Below are 11,870 nucleotides of genomic sequence, written 5' to 3'. Positions count from 1 at the left end.
CCGGAGGGGCTGAATCTTGCCGCTAGATTCAGCCCGTCCGGCGTTTGAGGACGAGGCGCGGAGCGCCGATAAACGGGGGTCCAGGGGGCGGAGCCCCCTGGATCTGGGTAAAGGGGCGGGTCTGGGGCGCCCCGCGAGGAACCGGCCTCAGCGCGGCAGCTGTGGGTCGTCCGACCCCCCGAAGGGCCCCGTGGGCTGGTCGTCCCGGATTACCTCGCCCTGGACCACCTTGCCGTCGGGGTGCTGCATGCGGGCCTGCTGGAAGGCGTCCCCCAGGCCGCCGGGCGCCGCCGCCGCGGCCTCGCGCAGCTTGCGCTCGAAGGCCCGCTCCGCACTGCGGCTCACGGCCTTCTGCAGCGGCGGGACGAGGAGCAGCAGACCGAGGGCGTCGGATATCAGGCCGGGCAGGATGAGGAGCAGGCCGCCGAGCATCGTCAGGGCGCTGCCGCCGCCCTGCTCGGGTGCGGGCGCAAGACCGCGCTGCTGTTGCTGCAGCGCTTCGCTGAGGTTCTTGAAGGCGCGGCGACCGGCCCGCTTGATGACGAACGAGCCGAGCACCAGGCCGCCCACGAGCAGCAGGAACACGGTCAGGCCGCTGGAGGCACCCGCCACGACGGTCAGGAGCCAGATCTCCAGGACCAGCCACGCGGCGAGGCCGAGAGGCAGGAACCTGAGGACGCGCGAGCGCCGGGGCCGGGCAGGGGTCGTGAAGGGAGGCGGTGCGCCAGTCGTCATGCTCCCAGTGTGCCTGGCCCCGGCTCAGACCGGGATAAGTGGGTGATCAAGAACGGGGGTCGGACGGCTTGCGGCCGATGACCTTGCCGACCCGCTCGCCCACGCCCCAGGCGGTGACCCGCCACAGCGCTTCCGCGACGATGTCGCGGCTCATCTTGCTGTCGCCGTGCTCCCGCTCGACGAAGGTGATGGGCACCTCCACCACGTGGTAGCCCGCCTTGACGGCGCGGCGCGCCAGGTCGACCTGGAAACAGTAGCCCTGGGAGGCCACGTCGCCGAGGCCGAGCCCTTCGAGGGTCTCGCGCCGGAAGGCACGGAAGCCGCCGGTGACGTCGCGGATCGGCACGTCGAGCAGCAGCCGCGAGTACGTGCTGCCGCCCCGGGAGAGGAACTCGCGGGACTTGGGCCAGTTGACGACCCGTCCGCCCGGCACCCAGCGCGAGCCGAGCACGAGGTCGGCCCCCTTGAGGGCGGTGAGCAGGCGGGGCAGTTCCTCGGGCTGGTGCGAGCCGTCGGCGTCCATCTCGACGAGGACGCCGTAGCCGTGCTCCATGCCCCAGGCGAAGCCCGCGAGATAGGCGGCGCCGAGGCCTTCCTTGCCCTTGCGGTGCAGCACGTGGACCTGGTCGTCCTCGCCCGCCAGCTCGTCGGCGATCTTGCCGGTGCCGTCGGGGCTGTTGTCGTCGGCGACGAGGACGTGCGCCTGGGGCACGGCGGTGCGCACCCGGCCGACGATGGCCTGGATGTTCTCCGCCTCGTTGTAGGTCGGGATGATCACCAAGGCCTGGCCGAGCGGGCCGAACTGCCGTCCCGCGTCCGCTGCTTCGCTGGTCCCGCCGCCGTTGCTCACTACTGCCCCTTCGTTCGTACGCAGGGGACCACCATAGTGGCCCGGGCCTGGGCCGTTGTCGCGGCGCTCCGGCCCGCCGCGCCCACCGCCCGCGCCCACCCCGCACGGCGGGCGCGCGGGCAGCGGCGGTCCTGCGGGTCGGGGCCCGGCACCCTTCGGGCCGGCCTGGGACCCGCTGGCTGCGGATCGACCGAGAGCCGTTGTCTACTGAGCGTCCGGGCCCCACCCGGGTCGCACCTCCCCCGAGCTCCCAGGAAGCGGAGCAGAGGGGACGCCCTGTCCGGCGGTGACGTTCCCGCGCCTGGGCGTCGCAGGCACTGGACCTGGCTCCCTGTGGCGGTGCGCCGGTGCGGCACACCGCCCGTGACCCAGCGGCGTTCGACGACTGCGTGGAGGTTCGCCGGTCAGGCGTCCTGTGGTGGACGCGGCCGAAACTACCCGCCGACGGCGGCCGTCTGTCAATACCCGTCTGACCTGCGGTGTCTTTGCAGATCAGCAGGTCAGTGGCGAGGGCGTGCGGGCGGCGCGACGCGCCGCGTGGGCCCGTTCGGAGCCGCGCCGCCCCCGCCGCGTCACTCCTGTGGCCGTACGAATACCGTCCGACCGCCCACCACGGTGCGCAGGCAGACCGGCAGGTCGGCGCCGGGGGTGAGGTCGGGCAGGCCGGGGGTGCCGGAGCGCGGGTCGGTGGACCAGCGGGCGACCCGGTCGTCCGGCGCCTGGACGACGAGTTCGCCGGTGCGCCACACGGCGTAGTCGGCGGGGGCGCCGGGCACGAGGACGCCCGCGTCGTCGCGGCCGATGGCGCGCCAGCCGCCGCGGGTGTGCGCGGTGAACGCGGCGCGCACGGAGACGCGGTGCTCGGGGGTGTGGTGGAAGGCCGCGGCGCGGACGGTGCCCCAGGGGTCGAGCGGCGTCACGGGGCTGTCGGAGCCGAAGGCGAGCGGGACACCGGCCCGCAGCAGGGCCGCGTACGGGTTGAGGGTGCGGGCCCGCTCGGCGCCCAGGCGCTGGGCGTACATGCCGTCGCCGCCCCACAGCGCGTCGAAGGCGGGCTGCACGGACGCGGTGAGGCCGAGCTCGGCGAACGCGGCGACCGTCTCCGGGGAGAGCATCTCGGCGTGCTCGACACGGTGCCTGGCCGCGCGGACGCGGGCGAGGCCGACCTGGTCGGCGGCGGTCCGCAGGCCCTCGATCACGGCGGTCACGGCGGCGTCGCCGATGGCGTGGAAGCCCGCCTGGAGGCCCGCGTCGGTGCAGGCGACGACGTGGGCGGCCACGTCGGCGGCGGTCAGGTAGGAGTTGCCGGTGGCGCCCGCGGAGTCGGCGTACGGCTCGTGCAGCCAGGCGGTGTGCGAGCCGAGCGCGCCGTCCACGAACAGGTCACCGGCGGCGCCGGCCGCGCCGAGCTCCCGCGCGCGGGCGACGCCTTCGGGGCCCTGCTCGGCCCAGTAGCCGACGACGCGCGGCCCGGCCTTCTCCGCGGCCAGGCGCAGCAGCGCGGTGAGGTCGTCCTCGCTGGAGATGGTGGGGCCCGCGCACTCGTGCACGGAGCCGATGCCGAGCGACGCGGCGTGCCGGAGCGCGGCCCGCTGGGCGTCGGTGCGCTGCTGGGGCGTGACGGCCCCGTGGGCGGCCTCGCGGACGGCGTGGTGGGCGGCGGCGGTCAGGGGCCCGTCCGCGGTGAATCCGGCGGTGTCGGCGAGGCCCGGGACCAGGTCGAGGAGCGCGGTGCTGGCGACGGCGGAGTGGACGTCGATGCGCGACAGGTAGAGCGGGCGGCCGCCGGTGGCCTCGTCGAGCTCCGCGCGCGTGGGCGGCCGGCCGCCGGGCCAGCGGGCGGCGTCCCAGCCGTGCCCGAGCAGCACCCGGTCCCCCGGGCGCGCGGCGGCGTATTCGCGTACGAGAATGAGCGCGTCGTCGAGGCTCCGGGCCGTGGAGACATCGAGTCCCGTCAGCGCGAGGCCGGTGGCCGTGGTGTGCACGTGGGCATCCGTGAACGCCGGGGTGACCAGGGCACCTTCGAGGTCGACGACGTCGTCGACCCCGTCGGCGAAGGCGTCGGCGGCGCCTTCGGAGCCGACCCAGGCGACCTGGCCGCGCTCGACGACCATCGCGGTCGCGAAGGGGTCGGCGGGGCTGTGGACTTCGCCGCCACGCAGCAGGACGGTGCGGTGTCCGCCGTCGGGAGCTTCAGGAGCGCCAGGAGCTCCAGGGGTTTCCGGGACTCCAGCGGCTTCGGGGGTGACGCGCTCACTCATGGGGAACAGTGTCCCGCTTCGCCGGATGCCACCCGCTCCCGGGGTGCACGGTCACCGCGCACCCACCCGCGCGCGAGCGTCGCAGTGCGCCGCCCGCAGGACCGTCGGGCCCCGGGCGGCGGGCGACAGGTCAGACCTGCGGCGGCCGCGCCTCGTACGGCGTGGAGAGGACCACCGTCGTGTGGGTGGACACACCGGCGAGGGAGCGCAGGCGGGCCAGGAGGTTCTCCAGCTCGTGCGGGGTGGCGACCCTGACCTTCAGGAGGTAGTTCTCGGCGCCCGCCACGCTGTGACAGGCCTCGATCTCGGGGACGCCCGCGAGGCGCTCGGCGATGTCGTCGGGGGCGCTGGGGTCGAACGGCTTCACCGCGATGAACGCCGTGAGCGGCAGGCCGACGGCTTCGGGGTCGACGACCGCGGCGTACCCGCGGATCACCCCGCGCTGCTCCAGCCTGCGCACCCGCTGGTGCACGGCCGACGTGGACAGGCCCGTGGCCTTGCCCAGGTCGGTGTAGCTCATCCGCCCGTCTTTGACGAGCAGCTGCACGATCTGTCGATCCAGCTCCTCCATGCGCCGAACCTACAGTGCCCTTGATCCCCGCCGATACCTGAGTGACGCCCGGGGCCACCCGAAGTGACGTCCCGGGGGACGCCCGGGGTGACGCGCGGCGGCACTCCCGCGCGCGGGAGCACGGCGGCCGGAGCGCGAAGCCGGGGTCCCGTAGGGGGCGCTCTTCACGAGCACCCCGTACGCCGCCGCGCACCGCCCGTGCCTCCGGAGCCGCCCCGCGCACAACGGCATCTCCACCTGGCATGTGACGAACGCCACATACCCATGCCCGTGTCCGTCGGGCTGCCGCGATTACCCCGAGGACGGGACGGGAAGTGCTTGCTGTGGTCGGGGCCGCAGCGCCTTGGCCGAGGCCGCAGTGCCTTGCCGGCCCACCCGAGGGGGAGATTCCCATGCAGAACCTGAAGCGTCCGGGTCGTTCCGCGCGCCGCAAGCAGCAGCCCGTCGAGCTCGAGCCCGCGCCGGAGGGCGTCGAACCCACCGACGCCACCGACCTCACTGACACCGCCGAGGCGCCCGACGACGAGTTCGACGCCTACGACACCTTCGAGATGTACCGCGTGAACTGCCCGGACTGCGGGCAGCCCATCGCGCTCCTCGCGGACGAGGACATCCTGCCCGAGCACGCCCTGTGCCCCACTCCGTGGAACCCCTTCGGACTCACCGTCTGTGCCGGCACCGGCCGCCCGGCGGCCGAGGCCGAGCCCGCGGACGAGTCGGCCGACCTCCAGGAGCAGGACACGGCCCTGCTCCTGACGCTGCCTCAGGGCCTGGACTGGCGCACGCAGCCGTTCTCGCACGTGGGCGGCCCGGGTTCGCGCCCGATCCGGGTGCCGCGGCAGACCCGCCGCGCCGCGGCCTGAGCCCCCGTCACCTCACCAGTAGTCGTCCCGCACCATCGCCGCGAGGCTGGCGTGGTGCAGGATCAGTGTGTCCGGGTCCTCCGGCAGCGCCGCCTCACCGAAGTGCACCTGGCGGTACGCGACGCGCAGCATGACGATCGCGTGCCGCAGTGCGGCGTACAGCGTGTAGAAGTCCATGTCGCGCGGCCGGTGGCCGGTCAGCTCCGCGTACCGGTCCTCCACCCGGTCCCGGCGCAGGAAGTCCGGCAGGCCGGGCTGCCCGAAGCCGACCGTCAGGTCCTGGAAGAAGCGGTGCAGGTACACGGTCCAGCCGAGGTCGACCTCGCGCGGGCCGAGGCAGGCCATCTCCCAGTCGAGGACGCCCGCGGGGTCGAAGCCGGCGTAGACGATGTTGCCGATGCGGGCATCGCCCCAGTTCAGCACCGTCTCGCCCGCCTCGCGCGGCCACAGCTCCTCGATGCGGGCGAAGGCGCTCTCGATCAGGGGTGAGCGCGGCAGGCCCCGCACCACCCAGTCGTAGTAGGCGCGTTGGGCCAGGACGTGGCGGCGCAGCGGGTCGCCGTCGCCCGGCAGCGCGAGGAACGCGGCGGCGGCCGCCGGGGCCTGGTCGTGCAGGCGCGCGATGACGCGGACCGTCGCGTCCTCGAGCCGGGCCCGTTCGGCGTCGCTCGCGGCGTGCAGCCAGTTTCCTTCGTACGTGTACGGCATGACGTCCGGCGGCACCCGGCCCTCGACGCGCTCCATGACGAAGAACGGCGCGCCCAGCGGCCCCGGATCCCGCTCCAGCCACAGCACGCGCGGCACCGGCACGTCGGTGTGCTCGGCCACGAGGCGCATCGTGCGGTACTGGCGCGGCATGTCGTACACCGGGAAGACCGTGTACGCCGTCGGGTCCGCCGCGAGCCGCAGGGCGCAGTCGCGGACGGGCGGCCGGGAGTGCTCGATCCGGAACAGGAGGGTCTCGCTCGACATGCCGTTGGCCTCGGGCACGGACACGTCGGCGGCCGTCGCGCCGGGGAGGCGGGTGCCGAGCCAGGCGGTGAGCCTCCGGGTGAGCTCTTCGGGGTCACGCGTGGTGGTGCGGGGGCGGGGTGCCGTGGCCATGTGCGCGCTCCTCTCAGGGCGCCGCCGAGTCGAAGCCGGTGAAGCCGGTCGGGTCGTGGCGGCCGAACGTGCCGTGCTCGAAGATGCCGTGGCCGACGCGTCCGTCGAGCGTGCAGCGCGCCGCGTGGTCGATCACGCCGTATGCGGCAAGGGGATGGGCCGCCGGGTCGGACAGGTCGTAGGTGCGGCGGTCGCACCAGGCGCGGCCCTGCCAGGTGCCGTGCTGCCAGTCGTCGGCGGGCGGGTAGCCCGCGCCGATGGCGAGCGGGGTGGAGGTGAGGACCTCGACGCCGAGCTCCAGCGGCTTGCGCCCGACCGGGTCGGTCAGGTGGATGACGGCGCTCTCGGGAATGGGGTATCCCCCAGCTCGAACGGAGTTGAGAGCTTGGGGACGGCTGCCGGAGCGGTAGGCGATGTCGGCCTGGGGCCAGCCCAGTTGGCGGTCGGGGTGGCCGGGACGGACGAGGGTCGCGTCGTTGAGGGTGCGGTAGCCGTCGGCGTCCTCCTGCATGACGACCATCAGGAAGCGGTCGTCGAACCGCACCGGGCACCAGATCCAGAAGAACCCGTCCGTCGCGAACTCCTCGGCCAGGCGCCCGCCTTCCTCGCCGGGGATCGGCCGGACGCCCCAGCTGCGGTCACGGGTCGCCGTCCACTCCCCCGCCGTCACCGGTATGGTGTCGCCGCCGACGCGGATCGTTCCCTCGCAGCGGCCCGCCTGCACGAAGCGGCGGCCTTCGAGGGTGAGGCGGCCGCCGCGGCGCTGGACGTGGTGCGGCTCCCACAGGGCGGGGAAGTCGGCGGTCCAGATGAGGTCGTACGCGAGGGAGTCGGCGTCGTCCGGGTCGGCGGCGCAGGTGAGGCGCAGCCTGCGCAGGGGCTCGTCGACGGTGATGCGGAGGGGGCCGACGGCCAGGTTCATGCGGTCGTCACCGAGCGCGTCGGACGCGCGTACGGCGTGCAGCGTATCGCCGGTGCGCAGGGTGGCGTACGCGTCCATGACACCGGTGTTCGGGTAGACCCCGAGCCCGAGGATGAGCAGGGCGCGGCCCCGGTGGTCGAGGACGTGGAAGATGCAGCGGTCGTACGCGTTGCGGTCGCCGGTGGCGACGTGCTTCATCGAGAGCGCCACCTGGTGGACGGGGTACTCGTCGAGCGGCACGGGGCGGTCGTCCGGCACGGCACACCTCCCTGGGAGCAGGGCAGTCGAGGTCGCCGGTGGCGGCGGGGCCTCCGGCGCGGAGTTGACGGTACGTCAGATATCGTGCCGGGGCCAGACGCGTGCCGGGCCCGTGCCCCGGCTCGCCCCGGTCCGCGCCGAGCCCTTCGCGCGCGGCGGCGCGGGCGCGGTGCGACGCACGCGCCCCTCATGACCGTCGCGTGAACTCACGCTCGATTCAGCTCGATGGTGACCTGCTCGCCGTGGCGCGCGTTGGCCGGACATGACGACCCCCACACACGCTCCGTCAGGCCACCGCAGGCGCGCTCTGGCGTCGGCGCCCGCGTCCGCAGAATCGGTTCCTCACCCGTCCCAGTATCCCCAACAGCCGCCCTATTCACAGCAGCCCCCGTACGCACCGCAACCCCAGCCGTCGCCTCCCCCGCCCCAGCCCGCCCCGCCCCAGGACCCGCCGATCTACCGCGCCCTGGTGCGCCAGTGGGCCGACCGCGGCCGCACCCTGCCGGGCCGCCACGACCCGGAGTGGGTGCGCCTCGCGGAGCCGACCGTGCGGACGGGCCAGTTCGGCGGGCAGTTCGGGGTGAACCGGGAGTCGTCGTTCGGGGTGAACCGGGACGCGCGGTTCGGGACCGGGCCCGACGGCCGGTTCGGGGACGGGCGCGACGGGCGGTTCGGGGAGGGGCGGGACACACGGTTCGGGGAGGGGCGTGACGCGCGGTTCGGGGCCGGTCGGGAGCCGCGGTTCGGCGGCGACTTCGGCGGCGTCGGCGGTGACTTCGGCGGTGACCAGGACACGCGGTTCGGCGCGGGTGGCGCGACGCCGTTCGGCGCGGGTGGCGCGGGGCAGTTCGGGGGCGGTCCGGACGCGCGGGCCGGCGCGGGCGGGCGCGTTCCCGCAAGCGGCCGGGGCGCCTTCGGCACGGGCGGGCCGAACCCCTACGAGAGCGGCGCGGGCGGGCAGAGCCCTTACGGGACCGGCGGACACAACCCGTACGGGACCGGCGCGGAGGGGCAGTTCGGCCCGCCTCCTGATACCTCGTTCGGCCCGTCCGGTGACTCGTCGTTCGGTCCGCCCCGCGACACCTCCTACGGCGCCGCCCCCAAGGCCGCCGACCGGCCCGCCCCCTTCGGCGCGGGCCACGACGACCGGTACGCGACCCCCCGCAGGCCCCTGGCCAAGCCCGCCGCGGACCCCCGCTTCGACGGGCGCGCCGAACCGCTGCCCGCTCCTGCCCCCGGCCCGGACACGTCGTTCGGATTCCGGCTCGCCTCGCCGGACGGCGCCGCCCCCGACCCGCGGCTCAGCGTGAGTCGGGACCCGCGAGGTGGCGGGCGATGACCATGCGCTGGATCTGATTGGTGCCCTCGACGATCTGCAGGACCTTGGCCTCGCGCATGAAGCGCTCGACCGGGAAGTCCACGGTGTAGCCGTAGCCGCCGAGGACCTGCACGGCGTCCGTCGTCACCTTCATCGCGGCGTCCGTACACAGGAGTTTGGCCATGGCGGCCTGCTTGGAGAACGGCTTGCCCGCGTCCCGCAGCCGGGCCGCCGCCAGATACAGGGCCCGGCCCGCCTCGATCTGCGTCGCCATGTCGGCGAGCATGAAGCGCAGGCCCTGGAAGTCGGCGATGGGCCGGCCGAACTGCTGCCGCTGCGTCGCGTACGCGAGGGCCTCGTCGAGGGCCGCCTGGGCCACGCCGACGGCGCAGGCCGCGATGCCGAGCCGCCCCGAGTCGAGCGCCGAGAGCGCGATGGCGAAGCCCTGGCCCTCGTCGCCGACGCGCCGGGAGTCGGGCACGCGGACCCCGTCGAAGTGCAGCTGCGCGGTGGGCGAGCCCTTCATGCCCATCTTCTTCTCGGGCGCGGCGGCCGTGAGGCCCTCGGCGTCGCCCGGCACGAGGAAGGCCGTGACGCCGTGCGGGCCCTCGCCGCCGGTGCGGGCGAGGACGGTGTAGAAGTCGGCGACGCCGCCGTGCGTGATCCACGCCTTCGTACCGGTGATGACCCAGTCGTCGCCGTCGCGCACGGCCTTGGTGCGCAGCGACGCGGCGTCGGATCCGGACGACGGCTCGGACAGGCAGTAGGCGCCGAGGAGCCCGCCGCCCAGCATCGCGGGCAGGTGCTCGGCCTGCTGCTCCTTGGTGCCGTAGCCCGCGAGGCCGTGGCAGGCCAGGGAGTGCACGCTGACGCCGAGGCCGACGGTCAGGCGCGCGGCGGCGAGCTCTTCGAGGACCTGGAGGTAGACCTCGTACGGCTGGTCGCCGCCGCCGAAGGCGGAGTCGTAGGGGAGGCCGAGCAGGCCCGACTCGGAGAGCAGGGTGAAGAGTTCGCGCGGGAAGCGTCCCGCCTCCTCCTCTTCGGCCGCGTGCGGCGCGATCTCGCGTTGGATCACGTCGCGTACGAGCGCGAGCAGATCCCTGGCCTCTTCGGTGGGGAACTGACGCTCCACCGGCTGCGGGGCTCCTTCGGGCATCGTGCTCTCCTCTCCCTCGTCGTCCCATGTAGGGCGGCTTGCAGCGGGCACGCGCACAGGGTGTGGCGCCGCCGCCGGGTGACTGCCGAGCCGATGCTGCCCCTCCGGATCGCGGAAGCGGCTGACCAGCGACTGCGGCGCGTTGAGTATGCCCGATCGGCGGCAGGTCGTCACGGGTTCCCCGGCCCGGTTTCGGATCTTCACCGGCCGTTGTCCCGTCGGGCGGTACGGCGGCACCCGTGGGCGCGGGGCGCGGAAACGGAACCCGCATTGGTCCGAACCATTGACGCACTGGTCTAGTCCTCCCTAGAGTCCAGCGGCACAGGGCGTTTCCGCGTTCATGCCAATTCAACGCGCGACCACACGGATCAGCCCACGAGGTCAGCACCACCCCCACTTGCTCCCCTCCCCCACGAGGAGACAGCGATGCCACGACCGAACCGTCCCCGCGCCCTCAAGGCGCTCCTGGCCACCGCGTGTTGCGCCGCCCTCGGCGCGGGCCTGCTCGCCGGCGCGGGCACCGCCACCGCCGGACCGCAGACCCCGAAGGCCGCCTCCGGGGCCACCGCCGAAGCCGCCGGGACCGCCGAGGCCCAGGCCGGCTCCCGCGTGGTCGGCTACTTCACCGAATGGGGCGTCTACGGCCGGAACTACCACGTCAAGAACGTCGAGACGTCCGGCTCCGCCAACAAGCTCACGCACATCAACTACGCCTTCGGCAACGTCCAGGGCGGCAAGTGCACGATGGGCGACGCCTACGCCGCGACCGACAAGGCGTACGGCGCCGACCAGAGCGTCGACGGCGTGGCCGACACCTGGGACCAGCCGCTGCGCGGCAACTTCAACCAGCTGCGCAAGCTCAAGAAGAAGCACCCGAGCCTCAAGATCCTGTGGTCCTTCGGCGGCTGGACCTGGTCGGGCGGCTACACCGAGGCCGCGAAGAACCCGGCCGCCTTCGCCCAGTCCTGCTACGACCTGGTCGAGAACTCCAAGTGGGCCGACGTCTTCGACGGCATCGACATCGACTGGGAGTACCCGAACGCCTGCGGGCTGAGCTGTGACACCAGCGGGCGGGCGGCGTACAAGAACCTGATGGCCGCGGTGCGCGCCAAGTTCGGCGCGAACAACCTGGTCACGGCCGCCATCCCGGCCGACGCCTCGTCCGGCGGCAAGATCGACGCCGCGGACTACGCGGGCGCCGCCCAGTACGTCGACTGGTACAACCCGATGACGTACGACTTCTTCGGCGCCTGGGAGGCCAAGGGACCGACGGCGCCGCACTCGCCGCTCAGCTCCTACACCGGCATCCCCAAGGCCGACTGGCACTCGCAGGCGACGATCGCCAAGCTCAAGGGCCTCGGCATCCCGTCCGACAAGCTGCTCCTCGGCATCGGCTTCTACGGCCGCGGCTGGACGGGCGTCACCCAGAAGGCCCCCGGCGGCACCGCGACCGGCCCCGCGCAGGGCACGTACGAGCAGGGCATCGACGACTACAAGGTGCTCAAGACCAAGTGCCCGGCCAACGGCACGGTCGGCGGCACCGCGTACGCGCACTGCGGCAACAACTGGTGGAGCTACGACACCCCGGCCACCATCGCGGGGAAGATGAACTACAAGAACCAGCAGGGCCTCGGCGGCACCTTCTTCTGGGAGCTCAGCGGCGACACGTCGAACGGCGAGCTGATCAAGGCCATCAACTAGCCGTCACCGCGTACGAGTCAGGGGGGGGGGGCCCGCCCGGGCCCCCCCCCACACCGTGAGGGGGCCCGGCCCCCCCCACCACAACCGGCGGGGGCCGGGCGGGGCCGGAGGGACCGACAACAACGAGAACT

At 73.9% G+C, this 11,870-nt stretch carries 10 protein-coding genes; 3 read left to right on the top strand and 7 right to left on the bottom strand.

Annotated elements, in window-relative coordinates:
• Positions 1-147: 147 nt before the first annotated feature.
• The 4 genes from fxsA to ACFWZ5_RS40965 form a co-directional block, all read right to left on the bottom strand.
• Positions 148-735: an FxsA family membrane protein gene (gene fxsA, locus ACFWZ5_RS40980; RefSeq protein ID WP_384793883.1), complete on the bottom strand. Its 588-nt coding sequence runs from the start codon at positions 733-735 to the stop codon at positions 148-150.
• A 46-nt stretch (positions 736-781) separates the two neighbouring features.
• Entirely contained in the window at positions 782-1,585 is an 804-nt protein-coding gene (locus tag ACFWZ5_RS40975; RefSeq protein ID WP_384793886.1) for a polyprenol monophosphomannose synthase, read from the bottom strand.
• A 572-nt stretch (positions 1,586-2,157) separates the two neighbouring features.
• Positions 2,158-3,846: an amidohydrolase gene (locus ACFWZ5_RS40970; RefSeq protein ID WP_384793889.1), complete on the bottom strand. Its 1,689-nt coding sequence runs from the start codon at positions 3,844-3,846 to the stop codon at positions 2,158-2,160.
• A 130-nt stretch (positions 3,847-3,976) separates the two neighbouring features.
• A complete protein-coding gene (locus ACFWZ5_RS40965) occupies positions 3,977-4,417 on the bottom strand; it encodes an Lrp/AsnC family transcriptional regulator (RefSeq protein WP_384793892.1) in 441 nt (146 codons plus the stop codon).
• Between the two features lie 392 nt (positions 4,418-4,809).
• On the opposite strand from ACFWZ5_RS40965, the gene ACFWZ5_RS40960 reads away from it, so the two are divergent.
• The gene (locus ACFWZ5_RS40960) at positions 4,810-5,280 is read left to right on the top strand and encodes a hypothetical protein (RefSeq protein ID WP_384793895.1); all 471 of its coding nucleotides are present in this window, start codon (positions 4,810-4,812) and stop codon (positions 5,278-5,280) included.
• 12 nt (positions 5,281-5,292) lie between these two features.
• Here ACFWZ5_RS40960 and ACFWZ5_RS40955 read toward each other — a convergent pair whose 3' ends face one another.
• The gene (locus ACFWZ5_RS40955) at positions 5,293-6,384 is read right to left on the bottom strand and encodes a phosphotransferase family protein (RefSeq protein WP_384793898.1); all 1,092 of its coding nucleotides are present in this window, start codon (positions 6,382-6,384) and stop codon (positions 5,293-5,295) included.
• Positions 6,385-6,397: 13 nt separating this feature from the next.
• Positions 6,398-7,564, bottom strand: a complete 1,167-nt coding sequence (locus ACFWZ5_RS40950) for a hypothetical protein (protein ID WP_384793901.1) — start codon at positions 7,562-7,564, stop codon at positions 6,398-6,400.
• 469 nt (positions 7,565-8,033) lie between these two features.
• Between ACFWZ5_RS40950 and ACFWZ5_RS40945 the strand changes: the two genes are divergently transcribed.
• Entirely contained in the window at positions 8,034-8,903 is an 870-nt protein-coding gene (locus tag ACFWZ5_RS40945; RefSeq protein ID WP_384793904.1) for a hypothetical protein, read from the top strand.
• Here ACFWZ5_RS40945 and ACFWZ5_RS40940 read toward each other — a convergent pair.
• Complete coding sequence (locus ACFWZ5_RS40940) at positions 8,866-10,038, bottom strand: acyl-CoA dehydrogenase family protein (protein ID WP_384793907.1); 1,173 nt, start codon at positions 10,036-10,038, stop codon at positions 8,866-8,868. The genes ACFWZ5_RS40945 and ACFWZ5_RS40940 overlap by 38 nt on opposite strands.
• Positions 10,039-10,464: 426 nt before the next feature.
• Between ACFWZ5_RS40940 and ACFWZ5_RS40935 the strand changes: the two genes are divergently transcribed.
• Positions 10,465-11,739, top strand: coding sequence for a glycoside hydrolase family 18 protein (locus ACFWZ5_RS40935; RefSeq protein ID WP_384793910.1), 1,275 nt, complete (start codon positions 10,465-10,467; stop codon positions 11,737-11,739).
• The last annotated feature ends 131 nt before the right edge of the window (positions 11,740-11,870 follow it).

Source organism: Streptomyces sp. NPDC059003 (assembly GCF_042740445.1).
Classification (GTDB): Bacteria; Actinomycetota; Actinomycetes; order Streptomycetales; family Streptomycetaceae; genus Streptomyces.
The sequence above is the reverse complement of the archived record's forward strand: the minus strand, read 5'-3'. Positions and strand labels throughout refer to the sequence as shown.

Bases quoted from the DNA above. Each gene is read 5' to 3' on its own strand.
- ACFWZ5_RS40965 (WP_384793892.1), bottom strand. From the start codon at position 4,417: ATGGAGGAGCTGGATCGACAGATCGTGCAGCTGCTCGTCAAAGACGGG.
- ACFWZ5_RS40935 (WP_384793910.1), top strand. From the start codon at position 10,465: ATGCCACGACCGAACCGTCCCCGCGCCCTCAAGGCGCTCCTGGCCACC.
- fxsA (WP_384793883.1), bottom strand. From the start codon at position 735: ATGACGACTGGCGCACCGCCTCCCTTCACGACCCCTGCCCGGCCCCGG.
- ACFWZ5_RS40940 (WP_384793907.1), bottom strand. From the start codon at position 10,038: ATGCCCGAAGGAGCCCCGCAGCCGGTGGAGCGTCAGTTCCCCACCGAA.
- ACFWZ5_RS40955 (WP_384793898.1), bottom strand. From the start codon at position 6,384: ATGGCCACGGCACCCCGCCCCCGCACCACCACGCGTGACCCCGAAGAG.
- ACFWZ5_RS40960 (WP_384793895.1), top strand. From the start codon at position 4,810: ATGCAGAACCTGAAGCGTCCGGGTCGTTCCGCGCGCCGCAAGCAGCAG.
- ACFWZ5_RS40970 (WP_384793889.1), bottom strand. From the start codon at position 3,846: ATGAGTGAGCGCGTCACCCCCGAAGCCGCTGGAGTCCCGGAAACCCCT.